The 17,394-nt window shown below is 48.7% G+C and carries 15 protein-coding genes and 15 tRNA genes; 3 read left to right on the top strand and 27 right to left on the bottom strand.

Going from position 1 to position 17,394, the window contains the following annotated elements; translation table 11 throughout:
• Positions 1-55 precede the first annotated feature (55 nt).
• On the top strand, positions 56-730 hold the full coding sequence (locus GON22_RS23230) for a hypothetical protein (protein ID WP_160398479.1): 675 nt from the start codon (positions 56-58) through the stop codon (positions 728-730).
• Between the two features lie 12 nt (positions 731-742).
• Here GON22_RS23230 and GON22_RS23225 read toward each other — a convergent pair whose 3' ends face one another.
• Positions 743-2,188, bottom strand: coding sequence for a molybdopterin molybdotransferase MoeA (locus GON22_RS23225; protein ID WP_160398478.1), 1,446 nt, complete (start codon positions 2,186-2,188; stop codon positions 743-745).
• Between the two features lie 157 nt (positions 2,189-2,345).
• Here GON22_RS23225 and mobB point away from each other — a divergent pair, with 157 nt between their 5' ends.
• Positions 2,346-2,894: a molybdopterin-guanine dinucleotide biosynthesis protein B gene (gene mobB, locus GON22_RS23220; protein ID WP_160398477.1), complete on the top strand. Its 549-nt coding sequence runs from the start codon at positions 2,346-2,348 to the stop codon at positions 2,892-2,894.
• Here mobB and GON22_RS23215 read toward each other — a convergent pair.
• From GON22_RS23215 to GON22_RS23165, 11 genes are all read right to left on the bottom strand, one after another.
• A complete protein-coding gene (locus GON22_RS23215; RefSeq protein ID WP_272898826.1) occupies positions 2,891-3,574 on the bottom strand; it encodes a response regulator in 684 nt (227 codons plus the stop codon). The genes mobB and GON22_RS23215 overlap by 4 nt on opposite strands.
• A 14-nt stretch (positions 3,575-3,588) precedes the next feature.
• A complete protein-coding gene (locus tag GON22_RS23210; protein WP_160398476.1) occupies positions 3,589-4,575 on the bottom strand; it encodes a sensor histidine kinase in 987 nt (328 codons plus the stop codon).
• A gap of 111 nt (positions 4,576-4,686) precedes the next feature.
• Entirely contained in the window at positions 4,687-5,373 is a 687-nt protein-coding gene (locus GON22_RS23205; RefSeq protein WP_160398475.1) for a PspA/IM30 family protein, read from the bottom strand.
• A gap of 2 nt (positions 5,374-5,375) precedes the next feature.
• Positions 5,376-5,873 (bottom strand): PspC domain-containing protein, encoded by a 498-nt coding sequence (locus tag GON22_RS23200; RefSeq protein WP_160398474.1) that lies wholly within the window; start codon positions 5,871-5,873, stop codon positions 5,376-5,378.
• On the bottom strand, positions 5,870-6,550 hold the full coding sequence (locus tag GON22_RS23195; RefSeq protein WP_160398473.1) for a PspA/IM30 family protein: 681 nt from the start codon (positions 6,548-6,550) through the stop codon (positions 5,870-5,872). Before GON22_RS23195 ends, GON22_RS23200 begins: the two co-directional genes overlap by 4 nt.
• Before the next feature lie 44 nt (positions 6,551-6,594).
• Positions 6,595-6,882, bottom strand: coding sequence for a LiaF transmembrane domain-containing protein (locus tag GON22_RS23190; protein ID WP_160398472.1), 288 nt, complete (start codon positions 6,880-6,882; stop codon positions 6,595-6,597).
• Positions 6,883-7,229: 347 nt separating this feature from the next.
• Complete coding sequence (locus GON22_RS23185) at positions 7,230-8,798, bottom strand: ABC transporter substrate-binding protein (protein ID WP_160398471.1); 1,569 nt, start codon at positions 8,796-8,798, stop codon at positions 7,230-7,232.
• Between the two features lie 71 nt (positions 8,799-8,869).
• Positions 8,870-9,790 (bottom strand): carbohydrate ABC transporter permease, encoded by a 921-nt coding sequence (locus GON22_RS23180; protein WP_160398470.1) that lies wholly within the window; start codon positions 9,788-9,790, stop codon positions 8,870-8,872.
• 41 nt (positions 9,791-9,831) lie between these two features.
• Positions 9,832-10,764, bottom strand: coding sequence for an ABC transporter permease (locus GON22_RS23175; protein ID WP_237179319.1), 933 nt, complete (start codon positions 10,762-10,764; stop codon positions 9,832-9,834).
• Positions 10,765-10,902: 138 nt separating this feature from the next.
• A complete protein-coding gene (locus GON22_RS23170; RefSeq protein WP_160398469.1) occupies positions 10,903-12,522 on the bottom strand; it encodes a helix-turn-helix domain-containing protein in 1,620 nt (539 codons plus the stop codon).
• Between the two features lie 13 nt (positions 12,523-12,535).
• The gene (locus tag GON22_RS23165) at positions 12,536-14,296 is read right to left on the bottom strand and encodes a sensor histidine kinase (protein ID WP_160398468.1); all 1,761 of its coding nucleotides are present in this window, start codon (positions 14,294-14,296) and stop codon (positions 12,536-12,538) included.
• A gap of 174 nt (positions 14,297-14,470) precedes the next feature.
• On the opposite strand from GON22_RS23165, the gene GON22_RS23160 reads away from it, so the two are divergent.
• Entirely contained in the window at positions 14,471-15,541 is a 1,071-nt protein-coding gene (locus GON22_RS23160; protein WP_160398467.1) for a peptidylprolyl isomerase, read from the top strand.
• 292 nt (positions 15,542-15,833) lie between these two features.
• On the opposite strand, the gene GON22_RS23155 is transcribed toward GON22_RS23160, so the two are convergent.
• The 15 genes from GON22_RS23155 to GON22_RS23085 form a co-directional block, all read right to left on the bottom strand.
• A tRNA-Leu gene (locus tag GON22_RS23155) sits at positions 15,834-15,915 on the bottom strand.
• Between the two features lie 29 nt (positions 15,916-15,944).
• Positions 15,945-16,018, bottom strand: a tRNA-Cys gene (locus tag GON22_RS23150).
• A gap of 4 nt (positions 16,019-16,022) precedes the next feature.
• Positions 16,023-16,097: transfer RNA gene (locus GON22_RS23145), tRNA-Gly, on the bottom strand.
• Between the two features lie 7 nt (positions 16,098-16,104).
• Positions 16,105-16,179, bottom strand: a tRNA-Gln gene (locus GON22_RS23140).
• A 9-nt stretch (positions 16,180-16,188) separates the two neighbouring features.
• Positions 16,189-16,264 (bottom strand) — tRNA-His (locus GON22_RS23135).
• A gap of 15 nt (positions 16,265-16,279) precedes the next feature.
• Positions 16,280-16,353 (bottom strand) — tRNA-Trp (locus tag GON22_RS23130).
• A gap of 4 nt (positions 16,354-16,357) precedes the next feature.
• Positions 16,358-16,442 (bottom strand) — tRNA-Tyr (locus GON22_RS23125).
• 8 nt (positions 16,443-16,450) lie between these two features.
• Positions 16,451-16,526, bottom strand: a tRNA-Thr gene (locus tag GON22_RS23120).
• Positions 16,527-16,544: 18 nt separating this feature from the next.
• Positions 16,545-16,620 (bottom strand) — tRNA-Phe (locus tag GON22_RS23115).
• Between the two features lie 17 nt (positions 16,621-16,637).
• Positions 16,638-16,714, bottom strand: a tRNA-Asp gene (locus tag GON22_RS23110).
• A gap of 35 nt (positions 16,715-16,749) precedes the next feature.
• Positions 16,750-16,826: transfer RNA gene (locus GON22_RS23105), tRNA-Met, on the bottom strand.
• A gap of 15 nt (positions 16,827-16,841) precedes the next feature.
• Positions 16,842-16,917, bottom strand: a tRNA-Val gene (locus GON22_RS23100).
• A 73-nt stretch (positions 16,918-16,990) separates the two neighbouring features.
• Positions 16,991-17,065: transfer RNA gene (locus GON22_RS23095), tRNA-Glu, on the bottom strand.
• Positions 17,066-17,074: 9 nt separating this feature from the next.
• Positions 17,075-17,165: transfer RNA gene (locus GON22_RS23090), tRNA-Ser, on the bottom strand.
• Positions 17,166-17,168: 3 nt separating this feature from the next.
• Positions 17,169-17,244, bottom strand: a tRNA-Asn gene (locus GON22_RS23085).
• Positions 17,245-17,394: the final 150 nt, after the last annotated feature.

The raw sequence follows: 17,394 nt of genomic DNA, 5'->3' as shown, positions 1-17,394 counted from the left end.
TCGCCACCTTCCGCATTCGATTTTCTGTATGGTATTGGCGAGGAGGCGATAGTAGATGTGGATTAGACCGCCGCAACGCTCAGAAGCAACCCGACCTGTCCAATCTGTGCAGCGTGCCCGCAAGTATGTCGATTACCCGCTACGTGACGAGCACGATCCGCTAGCATTAACGAATCTCAATGAGAAGCGCCAACGGGAAGCAGCCGAACACGCGGCGCAAGCGATTACGGACTTGATGCAGCGTCTGGCAAAGCTTAAAGCATTGATAAGCAGCGCCGTTCCTTTTAAAAACAGCCATCCAAACGCTGCAGGATTCCTTGCAGCTTTTACAGCAAGCTATAACGATTGCTTGCTCGCTTTCAACGAGCATGAATCGCTGCTTGTAGCCTGTAAGCTCGATCTCCTGAAACCGATGGCAGCATTCATTGGGCAAAATCCGTTAAGTTTTATTTTAGAAGAGAGTCCCACTCGTTTAGCATTCGATTGCGCATGGGCCAAGCATACTCGATCCCATTCGCAGATACAGTCGAACCTTGTAGAGCTGTTGTTTGAACCTGATGGAGCTATGAATGCAATTAGCAATGTTATTGCACGCATCATGCAATCACCTGTTGCTTCTCTTATTGATCCTAGCCAGCTTCGCTTAATGTTTGAACCCCTAACTTACGCCTACACGCCTTACAGCCGGCCGCAGCGTACAGCCAGCCTTCTCTTAAAGCTGCAAGGATGAACCGTTTCTATATCAAGGCAGTAACAGCAAAACATCGACGAGCTGGCCTGCAGATGCCCCTTGAGACCCTGAAGGAATAAGAACAAGCCCTTCGGCAGCTGGAATGGATGCCATCATGCTCGACTTAACGAAGCCAAGCGGCTCCGCGTAACGGCGGCCCTCCCGCTCAATTAATCGAGCCCTTACATACCGGTCATGCGGGCTCCCCTTCTCGAATCCATCCAACAGCTCCGCTTGTACCACAGTGGGCAGCGCATGGCTTGTCCCTTGCAATGCCAGTATAGCTGGGCGAACGAACAGTTCAAATCCGACAAAGCATGCGCCAGGATTGCCCGATAACGCAAATAAGAGCTTGCCGCCAATTCGCGCCGCAGACGTCGGGCTCCCAGGACGCATAGATACGCGGTCGAACAACAGCAAATCTTGCTCCATCTCAAGGCTCCCGCTATTGCTTGGCTCAAGTGGCTCGCCCATTCTGGAATCGTATCGCGGCAGCTCGCTCATCAGCATCGCCATGATGTCGTAATCCCCTACCGATACGCCGCCTGTCGTAACGATAATATCCGCCTTCTTCACCGCTTCAGCTAACGCGCTTCGCACGGCTTCCAGCTCGTCTGGCAGCCGCCCCAGCAGCACGGCTTCAGCGCCACTTTGCTCAGCCATCGCCGCAAGCATGGCGCTATTGCTGTCTCGAATCCTTCCAGGCTCTAACCGTTCGCCTACTGCAAGCAACTCGCTTCCTGTAGCAAAAATCCCGACGCGGGGCCTCGCGAACACAGGCACATCACTGTAGCCAAACGTGCCCAGCAATGCAACATGGCCAGGCCTTAGCATCATGCCTACTTCCGTTAAAGCCGCCCCTGCTTGCAGCTCTTCACCTGGCTGTGCGACATTCTGCCCCTTTTGTACTGTGTGCTTCACCTTTATTTCAATCGCTGTTCCATGTGCGCCTTCGCTGTGCGACGCCTTACCCCATGCCTTAAAGCTCACCTTCGCGCCTGTTCCAGCTTCAGCGTCCTCCGTCTGCTCCAGCATGACAACGGCATCCGCATCAGGAGGCACCATTGCTCCTGTCATGATCCGAACGGCTGTACCTGGAAGAACAGGCGTTACCGCCCTGTCTCCGGCCGCCACTGAATCAATCAACCGAAGGGAGACAGGCTTGCTCGCTGAAGCTAATGCCACATCGCCTGAGCGGACTGCAAAGCCGTCCACACCTGATCTTGCAAACGGCGGCCAATCGCATGTGGCCACCAGCCGTTCAGCCGCATAACGTCCTCCGCATCGGTGTAACGGAATAACTTGCACCGGCATTTTTGCATGGCAAGCCCGTACTGCTTCAAGCACCACCGATTGCGCCGCAGCAACTTTTATAGCTTTTCGACGAAAACGGCCTCTGCGCTCGCCCTGTTCATTCACGATCTTTATTGGCACTTTGCTTTCTCCGCCTTCCCTCATCACGAATCCCCGCTCCCTATTCCACTTAATGCCATTGTATCAAATGCAGCGCCCTCCCTCCACCGCCATAACCGCCACTTTCATGTCATTATTCGTAATGCTACAATTTGGGTTAGAACTTGAGCATTTCAATGCATGGCGCTTAGGAGGATTCCATATGCCAAAACCAACATTCCAGCCCACTGTGGTACAGGTTGTAGGATACAAAAATACCGGCAAGACGACGGTCGTCTGCCGGTTAACAGAGTTACTGAAGCAAAGTGGGTATACCGTTGCGACGATGAAGCATGACGCACACGATTTTGAGATGGACAAAGAAGGTACCGATACATGGTGCCATCGGCAAGCTGGAGCAGATCTTACAATCATAACGTCTCCGCATCAGACAGCTATTTTACAGCAGCGTTCAACGCCCCTTGAACAATTAATTCAAGCATGGGGCAATGTCGACTTCGTGCTCGTTGAAGGTTTCAAAACAGCAAGCTATCCTAAATTCATTCTCGTCAAAAATGAACAAGACATTGCATTAGTCCATACGCTTGAGCAACCGATCGCCATTATCGCCTGGCCGGACATGCTTGAAACTGTATCCGCACTCAAATTAGAATCGCTTCCAACCGCGCCGCCTACCGTCGCGCTTGACGATCTCGAAAGTATGTATCAGTTGCTTCAAGCAGAACGCAACCGCCTTATTACTTCTAGTTAAGCATCAGCTATGCCATGCTTATGCGCATAGATTGCTGCTTGCGTACGGTCATCAACGCCTAATTTGGAGAAAATGTTCGTGACGTGGAATTTCACCGTCTTGATCCCGATAAACAGATCATCGGCAATCTCCTGGTTCGATTTCCCCTGTGCAACCAGCTTCAATACGTCCATCTCCCGCTCCGTTAGCTGCTCATGCGCCTTAACAGCCGTCTGCTGCGGCTGGCGGAACCGGTTCATCATCTTCGCAGCAACTTGGGATTCCAATACCGACTGCCCGCGCGCTGCTGCCCGTATCGCATCGGCGATCTCATTAGCACGCGATGTTTTGAGCAAATAGCTAAAAGCGCCCGCTTCGATGACCGGGTACAGCTTGCTGTCGTCGAGATAGCTAGTAAGAACGATCACTTTGCAATCCGGGAAAAGCTCTAATACTTTTCTCGTCGTCTCGACGCCATCCATGCCTTCCATGACGAGATCCATCAGCACAACATCCGGCTTGTAAGCTTGGGCGAGCCGAATGCCATCCATTCCATTGCTTGCCTCTCCTACAACCTCTATGCCATCCTCCGTGTCCAGCACCGCTGCCAACCCAATTCTAACCATCTCATGATCATCTACCAACAACACCTTAATCGACTGCCCAATATCCATCTGATCTCTTTGCTCCAACGTCTCCATCTCTCTTCCTCTCCTTATTCCATCGATCTTGCCGGTATCCATATATCGATTGTTGTGCCTCCGCCCAGGCTGCTCTCAATTTCGAGTGAACCGCCCATCTCATGGACTCGCTCTTCCATCGTCAGTAAACCATAAGACGAGTGTTTGCGCTCCTCTACCTCGAACCCGACGCCATCATCAATGAAGGTTAGCCGCACTTGCCTTCCAAAACCCGCTAGCCGTATTGTCATCGCCTGCGCTTTGGAGTGGCGTAGCGTGTTTGAGATCGCTTCCTGTGCAATTCGGAACAGATGATCCTCCGATTGCGTATCCAGCGTCATCTCGCCTTCGACGACGAAATTAATCGCCATTGCGGTTTTCTGCTGCAGCTCCCCAACGAGCACCTGCAGCGCTTCCCCTAGATTTTTCCCATCCAAATGTACTGGACGCAAATGCAATAGCAGCGCGCGCATCTCCGATTGCGCAACAGCCGCCATCTCCTCGATTAGCTCCACTTGCCGCTTCGCCCGCTCCCAGTCCTTCTCAATCGTACGGCCGACGGCTGTCGCTGTCATCGAGATTGCGAACAGCTGCTGGCTCACCGCATCATGAAGCTCCCGGGCAAGCCGCTGGCGCTCCTCAATAACTGCAGAGAACTTTACTTTCTCTTCCCAGACCTCGTCCTCTTCTTCGCTGCCTGGCTCGCGTTCTCCATCCTCTGCCCGGTCAAAGGTAACATTGGTCGGACGGCGGCGCTGCCGGTCAGCCAGCCGCTGCAGCGCCTCCTTAAGCCGGATGCCCTGCCAGTAGCTATTGAGCGCAGCAGCCGCAAGCGCAGCAGCGATAATCGCAAGGGCAACAATGGCCGCGCGGCCTTGCAATGCGAAAACTTCAAGATATCCTATGCCTTGAAGAACAATGAGCAGTAGCCCGAATACAATTAAGAGCCAGATGACCGTCTCGGCGATTTGGCTTTTTCGATTGCGCGGCTTCGCTGCGTCATCCTGCTTCTTTTCGGACATGATAATATGCTCCTTTTATAATTACTCTTATCATAGCCGACACTTCCTAATATTAACAAGGAGAAGAGCGGTACCGCTCCTCGCGGTCCGCCCTCTTGCGTTCTTCAATCCTTACTCTGCTGCACTGTTGCTCATTTTGTTTTTCAACGCTTCCAGCTGGGCATCGACCTTAAGTTGTTTTTCCAGGTCAATTGTGGAGCCTACTGGTGTACTGTTGTAAGTGTATGGCGTACGAAGCACATCGGCTTCTGCTTCCATTTGAATAATTTTCTCTTCCATCCGGTTGAAGCCGCGTGCTGCGCCGCTGCTGTCGATCGATTGATGCGAAACAGTCAGTTGGGCCATTTGCTTCTTCGCTTTCGCTAATTGGGCACGAGCTGCCAACTCATTGCGCTTGTTGCGCAGTTGGTAGAACTCTTCCTTCATGCTGTGCAGCTGCTGCATCAATTCGTCAGCTTGCGCTTTTGCTGCTCCATGCAGCTCAGTGTACTCCGAAACCTTTTGCTCGAAGACGATTTTCTCTTCCAACAGCTTGCGGGCTTGGTCCTCATAACCTGCACGGAGCGCTGCTTCTGCTTTCGGCTCCAGCCCTGCTGCCGTGCGAACGGCCTCTTCGAGGCGCTGCTTCATGCGGCGCTCGTTCGTCAGTTGCTTCGCAACCGTTACCTCAGCTTGGCGAATTTCCTCTTCCATGTCACGCAGATACTGGTTTAGCATAATAACCGGATCTTCCACTTTATCCAACAACTCATTTACCGACGCCTTCGTCAAATCCTTCATACGTTTAAAGATACCCATATTTAAAACTCTCCCTTCTCATACTTCGCTAGTTTGGCTTTCAATTCATCTAATTCCTTGCGGAGCGCTTTACGCTCCAAATCTTCCATCATAGAATCCAACTGGGACGACGGTGGTGTGCTGCCGTATGGCGGCTGCTGCGGTGGATTCGAATACGGTCCACCTGCTTGATGGCCATTAGGGCCACCGAATGGCGCTCCATTAAATCCATTGTTGCCTGGCTGTTGGCCAAAGCCGTTGCCATAAAAGTTACGGTTTCCTTGGCCTTGATTGTTCCCATAACCCCCATAAGGGTTATAGTTGGGATTCCCGTAATACGGGTCCCTAGGGACAACAAATGCTGCAAGGATGTAGATTGGAATGACAACCCCGCCTGAGAAAACGGCCAACACGATCATCAAGATCCGAATTAGCGTCGCGTCGACACCCATCCATTCCGCGAGGCCTCCACAGAGGCCAAACAGTTTTTTATCCCGATACGATCGATACATCTTGCTCATGACGAGGACGACCACCCTTCTTTTTCAAGCTTACGCTTAAGCTGTTCTAGCTCACGCTCAACAACGGATTGCACTTTCTGCCCCGCTTCGGACAATAACTCGCTTCCCATCCGGCGAAGGTCACGAAGGCTTTTGGCCTCGAGCTCCATATCGTTGATACGGTCCTCCAGCCGGCGGAACATGCTTGTTGGTTCCTGCCCTTGGCCGCCATACCGAGCATTCATCCGTTGTTGGAGCCTCAAGGATTCCATCCGGGCTGCGTAATACTCTCGTTTGTCATAGACCGACTGGTACTCGCTTCTAAGCTCTCGCAATTGGTCTTCCAGCTCGAGAACGCTTTGGCTCGACTGCTCATACAGCTCTTGATATTGAGTTGCACGCTCTTCGGCTGACTGCTTCTCTTGAAGCGCGATGCGTGCCAAATGTTCTTCCCCTGCACGAAGTGCTGTCATCGCCTGCTGTTCCCGCTTATCTTTCAGTTGCTCTGCTTGCAGCCACTGTGTTTTTAAGTGCAGGCTGTGCTCTGCATATTGCCGGTAAAGCTTCTCGCTTTGGATAATTTCTTCACGCGTTGACCAGAGAAACTGATCAATGAGCCGAACAGGATCTTCTGCCTTCTCCAGCCGTTCATTTAGCGTCGCGACTGTAATGTCACGAACACGTCGGATAATACTCATCGGTTTCCGCCCTCCTCGTTCATCCTATTCTATGATCCTAATGGTTAAGATCTTCTTCCTTTTACAAGTGACACGCCGTAAGCGACCAATGCGATGGCCGCAATGAGCAAGATCAGCGTATGGAACTTGCCGAGAACCATCAGGCCGCCAAAGCCGATCAACAAGCCGCCGAAGATTCGATTGCCGTTCCGCCAGCCAACCACCCCAAGACCGACGAGAATGAACGGGAACAGAAGCTTGAGAACCCAGCCAATGCTGAAGCCGATAATCGGAAGTGCGATTACAGCGCCAATCGCGATTAGTACGAGACCTTTTTTAGATTGAATATTCATATCGTTTAACACCGCCTTTCGTTTTTGTCTGCGTTAACCTTATGTCCTTATTCTAGGTGGAATCGCGTTTATCCAAAACAGACTCACGGCTGTTTTTCGGACTGGACCTAGGTCGGGGGACCTGCCAACCCAAGGGCGGAACGCCATTAAGACCTCTTTACCGGCTTCATTTGCAGGTGTTATTTCCCATTGGTTTCATTGTGCGAACTACAATGAGCAAGCTGCTGGATTGCACCAACGCCAAATGCTGCAGCAAAAAGGAGGTGTCCCCAAGCCGTTGTGGCTTTAGGACACCTCCAATAGCGAGTGAGGTGGATTTGCAGATACAATTATGGGTAGCAGGGGAGTTACTTTTTCTCGGAGAGATACTTATCGAATTGCGATTGTTTTTCAGCCAAAATCTTTTCCACTCCAGCCTTAAGCAATTTGTCCTTATACTCAGGCAGCACTTTGTCAACATCGACTGATCCTGTTTCCAGAGCGGTCTGGTATTGGCGGTCAATATTGACGATTGCGCCCACTTCCGCTTTTACTGGCTCGCTGTCGAACACGAAGCCAAGCCCTGGCGATACTTTAGGCCCTTCATTAAACTTGCGGAATTGTTCCCATTTGTTTGGGTCCTCCGAATTCCATACATAATTCAAGAACTGATTGCCGAACATCCATGCTGCGCCTGGCGCATAATGTTTCGTATTATCTGTAGGCGTAATGATTTCACCATTTTTCGTAAAATGCTGGCCTTCAATGCCGAAGTTGATCAGGTTGTTCAGATATTTATCAGAATGAAGCAGGTTAATAAACATCATTGCACGAGCGGGATCGCCCGATGTGGTCGAAACGGCAAGCATCGAACCGGACGTTTCACTCGTCGATACCGTTTTCTCATTCAACTCGATTTGATCCAGTTTGCCAACTAAGCCGAGCTCTGTTTCCAACTCTTTCGCTTTGCCAGGCTTCAAGGCAGACGTCATAGCGAACACATTCCCCGCTTTAAGCGCATCCTTGTTCATCGTCGTCGTAGTTGCTGCATCGCTATTAATATAGCCCTTCACGAAGAAGCCGCGCGTCAGCTTTAACGTATCCACATAACGCTGCGTATCATAGTTCGCCTTAACTGTCGTTTCCGCCGCATCTTTAATTAATACACCCGGAACAGACGTATCGCCCAATGCATCAAAGTTTCCAAAATAATGAGCGTCGAAATTCTCCCCCTTCAACAGGTACAACGGCGTCATTTCAGGCTTATTAGCCTTCACAGTTGCGAATACAGCGTCCAGGTCTTGAATCGACTTCACCTTGCTCATATCAATGCCTAGCTCCTGTGCGATGTCTTTGCGGTATACGATACCGCCTTGGGCAGCAAGTTCTTTGTTAGTCGGGACACCATAGTTTACGCCATTGATTTTGGATCCCTCCAAGAAGACAGGATCAAGTGGTTTTACGATATCTTGCCCGTAATCCTTTAACAAGGGCCCGAGATCGAGGAATGCGCCCTTGCCAACGTTTACCGCATATTTGGTCCATTGTGCTGTGAAATAAATATCGACAGGATCTCGCGAAGCAATCATCAGGTTCACTTTGTCTTCCCAAGCTGTCCAGTCAATTGGCTGAAGGTCAATCGTAGCATTAATTTTATTCTTCAAATATTTATTAATTTCATCTTCAATCTTCGCTTCATCATCCTGCGTGCCGCCAGGGTATACCATCGTCAGCTTGTATTCCTTCAATTCTGAATTGGCAGGGGCAGGCTCTGTTGCTTTGTCCGTATCGCCCGCAGCCGTTTCTGTCTTATCCGTAGCAGTCGAAGCCGGCTCTTCTGTTTTATCTGGCTCGTTGCTGCCGCATGCTGACAAAACTAGCGTTGAAGATAAAGCAAGCATGAGCAGCATGGAAGCACTCTTTGTCGCCTTCATCATTTCAATTGACCTCCCAGAATCGTTTTTATATATGCTACACCGGTTCTAACCGGTAACAGCCTGATCCAACTTCACCCTTTGACCGCCCCAACGGTTAAGCCTTTGACGAAGTACTTTTGGAAAAATGGATAAGCAAAAATGATGGGGCCGACGCCGATAACAGCCATAGCCATCCGAACAGTTTCACTCGGGAATTTGGCTGCCCCGCCAATCGTGCTAATTGCGTCACTGTGGCTCAGCATGAACTGGATGTTTGTTAACGTCTTGTACATGAGATACTGCAGGCTGACGTTATCCTCTTTGGTGATGAACACCAAGCTTAGGAACCAATCATTCCAGTAGTTCAAAGTGCTGAATAGGGCTACAGTAGCCAACACTGGCATCGACAACGGCAGTACGATTCGGAAGAAAATGTACAACTCTCCCGCTCCATCGATTTTGGCCGATTCTATAATGGCTCCCGGTATCGTCGTCTGGAAGAAGGTACGAATGATGAGGACGAAGAAGGCGGACACAAGCAGAGGCAGAATTAGCGCCCAGATGCTGTCTTTCAAGTGCAGCATTCTCACGTATACGAGGTACCAAGGGACGAGCCCCCCATTGAACAACATCGTGAAAAAGACGAAGAAGGTGAAAAACTTGCGCTGCGGAAAATCAGGGCGGCTGATCGGATACGCATACAAAGCCATCGTAATCAAACTCAACACGGTGCCCACAACAGTCACAAACAGTGACACCCCATAGGAGCGTACAATGTTTTGCCAGTCCTCGAACACGAACTTATAGGCGCTTAAATCAATGTGCATCGGAATGAATTTGTATCCTTCCCTTATGACATCCTGCTCGTTGGAAAGCGACACCATAATAATGAGCAGCAAAGGAAAAATACAGAGTGCGGAATAAAGAAAGAAAATGATTTTGATCGTCCAGTCGCCGACTGGATTCAACGAATTCACAGGCCGCGATGGCGCTCTTTCCACTGGCGAGTCCATGGTGCTACCTCCCACAAAATAATGCTCCTATCCTTTAACCGTTAGAATAATGCGCTGTCTTTATCTACCTTCCGTACAAACCAATTGGATAAAAATACGAGGACAAACCCGACCACCGACTGATACAGCCCTGCTGCGGATGATAACCCTGAGTCGCCCATAGCCAGGAACGTTCGGTAGACGTAAGTGTCCACCACATTCGTAACGGGGAACAGCGGTCCCGATTCTTTGGGAACCTGGTAGAACAAACCGAAATCTGCGTAGAAGATGCGGCCGATTTGCAGGAGCGTCATGATGATCATGATCGGGATAAGCAATGGAATTGTAATTTTCAATATCTGCTGCCATTTGTTCGCCCCGTCGATCGTTGCAGCTTCGTAATACTCATCATCGATGCCGATAATAGCCGCCATATAGATAACCATGTAGTAGCCTACATTTTTGACCGTGTTGACGAGCGGGACTATGAACGGCCAAGCTTCCACTTTGAAATACCATTGAACCGGATCTACGCCAAAGTATGGCAGGATCGTCGTGTTTATAAAGCCGTTTCTATCATGCAGCAATCCGTACACGAGATACGAGACAACAACCCAAGATAAAATGTAAGGCAAGAAAATAACCGATTGATGAAATCTTGCCAGATACTTGCTTCTCAGCTCATTGAGCATAATCGCGAATGCAACCGGGATAATGAGATTCAAGACGATAAACAACGAGTTATAGAGCAGCGTGTTGCGCGTGATAACCCAAGCATCGCTTGTTTTGAACAAATACTTAAAGTTCTCGAACCCTACCCACTTGCTGTCGATCAGGTTCATCAAAATGCTCGAATGCTGATAAGTCATATTTTTGAATGCAATTACAATTCCGAGCATTGGGATGTAGTTGTTGACCAGCAAGATCAAAAATCCCGGAAGCATCATGATGTAAAACATTCCGTATTTCCGCATATTGCGTGTGAGTGCTGCCATCGAATGTCCCCCTGCTTCATTCCTATTCCCGACACTGATCAGCTCCGTTTCGGTCTATTTCATTGTAAAAAAAAAAGGCGACGGCGCTCTATCTTCACCGTGACCTTATTAACGTTCTAGTGACTTGTTTGCTTCGCGCTAGTCGACTTGCTGAAACATTCGGCGATACTCTTGCGGCGTCACGCCTGTCGCTTTCTTAAAAAGCTTCGAGAAATGCGAGAAATTGCTATAGCCTACTGACACTGCGATATCGCTGATGCGGTCATTGCTTTGCTCCAATAAATGCTTCGCTTTGGCGATCCTTCGCTCGGTAGCATAGTCTGTGATCGATTGGCCGGTTTCTTTACGGAACAAACGCGAGAGATAGGCCGGATTCAAATACACATAATCAGCCAGCTCTTCCCGGCTAATCTCGTCCTCGAAATGCTCTTCAATATACTGTTGCGCCTTCCTTATAACCCGGGATACGTCCTTCCCATTCAATCGGATATACTCGACAGCCTGCGCACAAACTTGCAAAGTCCAGCCTTTCAGCCCGAACAGCGATTTTAGCGCTTGGCCGCCTTCCTCCCATCCTTGCTGAGGGAATGCTGCTTCTACATCCAACGACTTGCGCTGAAACGTTTGGAGCACCGTATGCACGATGCCAAAGTAAATCGAAACGATATGGACGTAATCGACCCCCTTCTGCCCCTCAATCAACTGATCGAAAAATACATTCGCGCTGCGAATTAACTCTGTTTTTTTGCCCGACTCCAGCAAGACTGCCCATTCCTCTAACGGCGGATACAAATTAGATGACGAACGAAGCTTTAGCTCGCCTCGTTCTCTTTCATGCACGACAACAGCTGTTTCGTTTAGATTGCTTTTTTCTAGCTCCGTTAACTGGCCTACGACATTACGCAGCTCTGCAACAGCTGCAGGCGCGCTTATATAGCAGGATAAACGGCAGTGCAGATAAGCACCGCATTGCTCGATGTAAGAACGACAGCGACTGTCCAGCTCCGCTTTATCGACTTTCCCAGGCTCATAGAGCAGTACAAGCAACGCTCCGCTCGCATCCTGAACTGCCTGTCCGAACAAGCCTTTTAGGATGACTTCCTCTGCTGCATTTTTAACCCCATACGCCATAATTTCCTCATCTCGCGCCGTCCACTCCTCTTGCCATTGCTCGATACTAATTAGCACAATAACAATTGGCGTGTCAGCCTGGACCGGAATGCCATACAGCTGCAGCTGCGGATTAAGCTGCTGTGGGGCAACAGACTGCCTCCAATGGATGATATCCTCCCACAGCCGTTCTGCCATAACGGGAAGCTGCTTATGCCACTGCTGGAAATAATGCTCATATGTTTTATGGAACGAATCATGCTCCTCCTGTAGCCTCACCTTATCCAATGCCTGCATCAAGACCTTCTTCAAATGAACATGGTCCACTGGCTTTAACAAATAGTCAAACCCTTCAAGCTGCAGCGCCTGCTGCGCATATTTAAAATCGGCATGCCCAGTCAGTAAAATAGTCTTCGTTAATGGGGAATTGTAATTCACCCAGCTGAGCAATTCGATTCCTGTTTGATTAGGCATATCAATATCGGATAGCAAGACATGAATCGTATGCTCGTTAAACAGCTCCTGAGCCTCTTCTGCATCGCTAGCTGTATAAATGTTAGCTATCGGCATATCGCTCCAGTCCATCCCGTGAACAATGCCGCGAATCGCAATATCTTCGTCATCAACAATTAACAAATGATAGCCCAAACTTCCGCCTCCCTCATCCAACTGCAACTGCATTGCCTGTCATCGTTGGGAACATGATCGTAACCGCTGCGCCGCCTTCCTCACCGTTTGCATAACGGATACTAGCCCCTGCACCATAATGCAAGCTTAAGCGATGGGTCACATTCACGATGCCTAACCGGCTTGTTTCCCCTTCAGCCAACGGTTGTTTTTCATTAAGCAGCTTCAACACTTCGGGAGGGAACCCGATCCCATTATCCCGAATCGTAAGATAGAATCCGCTATCCAAATCTGCCTCCTGCTCTACAGCTATGTGAATAACGAACAGCTGCTTACGGTTTTTGAAACCATGTATGATTGCATTCTCTACAAAAGGCTGTACGGTCAATGCAGGGATCGGAAAGCTTTTCAACGGCTCTGGGATAGCATAAGTAATAGCCAACTTATTCGGGAATCGCATTTCCTGAATCGTAATGTAATTATCAATATGGCGCAGTTCTTCATCTAACGTGATCGTGTCGCGGTTAGCCCTCATAATGAATCTGAAATAATCAGCGAGGTGAAGTGACATTTTTTTAACTGACTCATGATCCTTAAGCGCTGCAAGGTTATAGATGATGTTCAACGTATTCATATAAAAATGGGGATTAATCTGCGCTTGCAGTTGCTTAAGCTCACCATGCTTCACTCGAAGCTGCTCCTCGTACATGCCGATCTTCAATGACTTGATTTGCTCCGCCATCGTATTAAACGTATTCGCTAGAAAGACAAACTCCATCGTCTTGTCCGACTTCAGGCGAACGTCCAGCATGCCAAGCGATATTTTTTTCATTCCAACAATCAACTCACCTAATGGCTTAAACATGACCCGCCGGACAAAGATGAGATACAACAGCAGTAAAATAGCTATTCCGATTGGCAGGAAATAAAACGCCATCTGAAAAAACGGAAGATTTTGCAGCATGGACTTCTCTGGCAGCATAATTGCATATGCCATGTCAGCTGTCTGGCTTCCTTTGTACATCACTAAATAATTGTCGTCACTTCGCTCCCCTTGTTGTGTGATATAAGATAAACTTCCGTCCATCTTCGTTCCTTCTAGTTGAATGGGTCCCTCCCCGCCATTAAGTGGCCGTATGATCTCATTGCCTCGTCTTAGGTACAACCCGCTATCTGCGATATCTCCCTCGCTCCACTGCATGCCAAGATTCAGTGCTACATCCTGTACCCGAATGATCGCCCCTACATATAGGTTATCCGTCACATGAACCGTCTTTATCATCATCGAGCTGCCAGGTATGCGTTCATCATTGGCCAACTGCCAATAATCCATTGTTGGTTGATGTAAATCGTTTTCGATCACATCAGGAACATGATCCCTTAATAGCTTCTTCATCATCTCGTAATCATTGCTGCGCGTACCAATAATAACATCGTTTTCACTATACAAAAAAATCGTATCAAGCAAATCATAAAAACCAACGTCCCGCATCAACGTGTTATAGATGTTCACTTTCGTTAATACATAATTGTCCGTTCCGTACGGGTATGAAGATAACAAGCCTACCTCACTGTCCAACACCGCCATCTTCATTAAATACTCGCTCGCCTCATGCAAGTTATTGTCGGTTTGCTTCACGAACATATCCAATGTATTGCGATATGTTTCCGAGACCTTTTCTCGCACGACCTGTTTCGCATACAAGTTGTTTACGAGCATGAAAAGCACTAGCGGTACAATAACTGCGACAAAGCTTAATAACAGTTTCATCTTTAGCGATTGGACAAAAGGCATGCTTCGCCTCCACTCCTTATACTCTCACTTCCTGTATTTGTATGTATTCGCTTTCATTTTATTTTTTCCTCCACGTTTTTTTATTTGCGCTTAAGGTTAGAATTTGCTTAATCTGGTATAGTAGTAAGACGGGGTCACCCAGTTTTAAACATTAGAGAGGAGCACCACCTAATCATGACTGAAGAAAATAAGCAAAACGAAGAATTGCAATCGCAAGATGCAATCGAAAATCACATCATTGCTACTGAACCTAAAGTACAACCAAAATCCAGCGCTTCCGGCGTATTTGGATGGGTCGTAAGTGGCGTACTTCTCATTCTTTTGATTCTTGTTGCCACCTTGTCCTATGCAGGTGACGACAAAGGCGAGAATGTTGCAAGCGTAAACGGTAAAGCAATTACAGAAAAACAACTTTACGATGCTCTCCTTCTTGTAAAAGGCGGCGGCCAAACTGGCCAGCAAAAAATGAGCGAAGTCACACTTGATGATTTGATCAACGTAGAACTTATGGATCAAGAGCTCCAAAAGCAAGGCCTGGTCGTTGGCGAAGCCGATATCGATAAAGAGCTTGAAGCCCTCAAGCAAGCATATGGCTTAGATGATGAAAAGCTTAAGCAAACACTTGCTCAAAACGGCATGACGGTTGACGACCTTCGTCCTGACCTCGAGAAGCAAGCAAAACTGCGTAAGCTGCTTAGCAAAAAAGCAGACGTTACAGACAAAGACATTCAAGACTACTACGATCAAAACAAACAATCGTTCGCAACGCCTGAACAAGTACGTGCTTCCCATATTCTTGTGAAAACAAAAGAAGAAGCTGACGCAATCCTCAAGCAATTGAAAGACGGCGCTGACTTCGCAACTGTTGCTAAAGAAAAATCGGAAGACCCTGGCTCCAAAGATGCTGGCGGCGACCTGAACTACTTCGGCAAAGGCCAAATGGACCCAGCATTCGAGAAAGCTGCATTCGAACTTAAAGTCGGCGAAACTAGCCAACCGGTTCAAAGCTCATTCGGTTACCACATCATTAAAGTAACTGACCATAAAGCTGCTGCTAACCCTACGTTCGAAGAGAAAAAAGAAGAGATCAAAAACATCCTCATGATGAACAAAATCAATGAACTCGCACAACCATTCATCGAAGAACTCAAATCTAAGGCTAAGATCGAAAACTCCCTTGTTAAAGAGGACAAGCCTGAAGATGCGGCAACAGCTCCAAAAGAAGAAGCAACTACAGTTCAGTAAACAGCATGCATAAAAAGGGCGATCCGATTAATAATCGGATCGCCCTTTCTTGATATATTACCCCGATTTATTACGAGTCAGTTTGACATGACAGCTTTAATTATTGATACCGCTGCACTGGCATTTTTCGGTTGTCCTCTCTCACGCTAATAACATCCCGCAGCTGGATTAGTCTAATATACAGATCATTAAGAGCAATGAATTATAACCACTTGTACATACCTTATTCCAAATCTAAAAACAAAAAAAGCCTATGCATGTAATCTGCATAAGACTTTGTTGTTTAAAAAGATGGTGCCGGTGAGAGGACTCGAACCTCCACGGTTTCCCTCACGATTTTGAGTCGCGCGCGTCTGCCATTCCGCCACACCGGCTAACTATGAAGCTATCAACTAACTAAAGATGGAGGCGCCACCCAGATTCGAACTGGGGGTAAAGCTTTTGCAGAGCTTTGCCTTACCGCTTGGCTATGGCGCCATGATGGAGCGGAAGACGGGAATCGAACCCGCGACCCTCGCCTTGGCAAGGCGATGCTCTACCGCTGAGCCACTTCCGCATATAAATGGCTGGGGATCCAGGGATCGAACCTGGGAATGACGGAGTCAAAGTCCGTTGCCTTACCGCTTGGCTAATCCCCAATAAAATCATGGGGCGATCGAGGGGAATTGAACCCCCGAATGTCGGAATCACAATCCGATGCGTTAACCACTTCGCCACGACCGCCATAAGAAGAAAAAATGGCAGGGGCAGCAGGAATTGAACCCACACCAAAGGTTTTGGAGACCTTTGTTCTACCTTTAAACTATGCCCCTATAATGGTGGAGGATGATGGATTCGAACCACCGAACTCAGAGAGAGCAGATTTACAGTCTGCCGTGTTTAGCCACTTCACTAATCCTCCATAAAACATGGTGCCGGCGATAGGAGTCGAACCCACGACCTACTGATTACAAGTCAGTTGCTCTACCAACTGAGCTACACCGGCATATTCACTTTTCAAAAATGGTGGCTCGGGACGGAATCGAACCGCCGACACAAGGATTTTCAGTCCTTTGCTCTACCAACTGAGCTACCGAGCCTAATTGCTGAATGATAATGGCGGAGCCGACGGGATTCGAACCCGCGGTCTCCTGCGTGACAGGCAGGCATGTTAGGCCTCTACACCACGGCTCCACACGATTTCTTCGGCAGCAATCCGAAGTTGAAATTGGTTGCGGGGGCAGGATTTGAACCTGCGGCCTTCGGGTTATGAGCCCGACGAGCTACCGAGCTGCTCCACCCCGCGTCAGTATTAAGTTAATGGTGGAGGCTGACGGGATCGAACCGCCGACCCTCTGCTTGTAAGGCAGATGCTCTCCCAGCTGAGCTAAGCCTCCGAACAAGCGACTCTTATATCATACAACACTTCTTCATATTTTGCAAGGCTTTTTTAATCTTTTTCCGAAGAAATGGTGACCCGTAGGGGATTCGAACCCCTGTTACCTCCGTGAAAGGGAGGTGTCTTAACCCCTTGACCAACGGGCCTAACTAATATGGCAGAGAGGAAGGGATTCGAACCCTCGAGACCCGGTTAGAGCCTACACGATTTCCAATCGTGCTCCTTCGACCACTCGGACACCTCTCTATATGGCTCCCCGAACAGGACTCGAACCTGTGACAACTCGATTAACAGTCGAGTGCTCTACCAACTGAGCTATCAGGGAATATGACAAAGTGATTTGCACTTTGAAAACTGGATGCGAATGTTGAATCCTTAGCTTTGTCTTGCTCACGAAGTTGCTTCTCTTAATAAGAAGCTTAGGATAAGCCCTCGACCTATTAGTACTCGTCAGCTGCACGCATTGCTGCGCTTC

The sequence above is a fragment of the Paenibacillus sp. MMS18-CY102 genome (genome assembly GCF_009789195.1).
Taxonomy (GTDB): Bacteria; Bacillota; Bacilli; order Paenibacillales; family Paenibacillaceae; genus Paenibacillus_T.
The sequence above is the reverse complement of the archived record's forward strand: the minus strand, read 5'-3'. Positions and strand labels throughout refer to the sequence as shown.